The sequence below is a fragment of the Nitratidesulfovibrio oxamicus genome, from assembly GCF_015731765.1.
Classification (GTDB): domain Bacteria; phylum Desulfobacterota; class Desulfovibrionia; order Desulfovibrionales; family Desulfovibrionaceae; genus Cupidesulfovibrio; species Cupidesulfovibrio oxamicus.
Genome location: NZ_VRYY01000774.1, coordinates 1 through 567 on the forward strand (window position 1 = coordinate 1; position 567 = coordinate 567).

The 567-nt window shown below is 72.5% G+C and carries 1 protein-coding gene; it reads right to left on the reverse strand.

All coding sequences use genetic code 11. The features are described from left to right. Positions 1-567, reverse strand: a 567-nt coding sequence (locus FVW20_RS18430) for a glycosyltransferase family protein (protein WP_504739169.1), incomplete at both ends; no start/stop codon positions are given.

The window sequence follows — 567 nt, forward strand, 5'->3', positions numbered from 1 at the left end:
AGCAGCAGGATGTCGGCGTCACGCAGGGCGGACTGCACCTGCGGGCGGGGCAGCGGCCCCAGCAGATGCATGCGCGGGTCGGCAGTGGCGGGGCTGGACACGCCGCCGTCGGGGCCGTCATCGGGGCCGTCACCGGTCGGGCCTCCGATGATGGCCAGTTGCCACTGCCCGTCGTCGTGCGCCAGCCTGTTCAGCATGTCGAGCAAATCGGGCTGGGCGCTCTCCGGCAGGAAGTCGGACACGGCGACCAGCAGCGGGATATCCGGCGCAAGGCCGTGCTGCCGCCGGAAGTCGCCGGGCGCGGGCGCGGGCAGAACGGCGCGCGGTACGAAATGGCTGGTTGCACCCATGAGGTGCAGCACCTGTGCGTCGCAGCCCGATTCGGAACCCCGGACCACCTCGTCCGCGCAGGCCAGCGCAAAGCGCAGGTAGGGCAGGTCGCCGCCCTGCCGGACCGTGGCAAGGTCGGCTGCGCTGATGGAGGGCAGCAGCACGGTGCGCACGTCGTGCTTGCGCAGCAGCCTGCATGCGGGCAGCAGCCACGCGCCGGGAGGGCCCGCGAGAAGG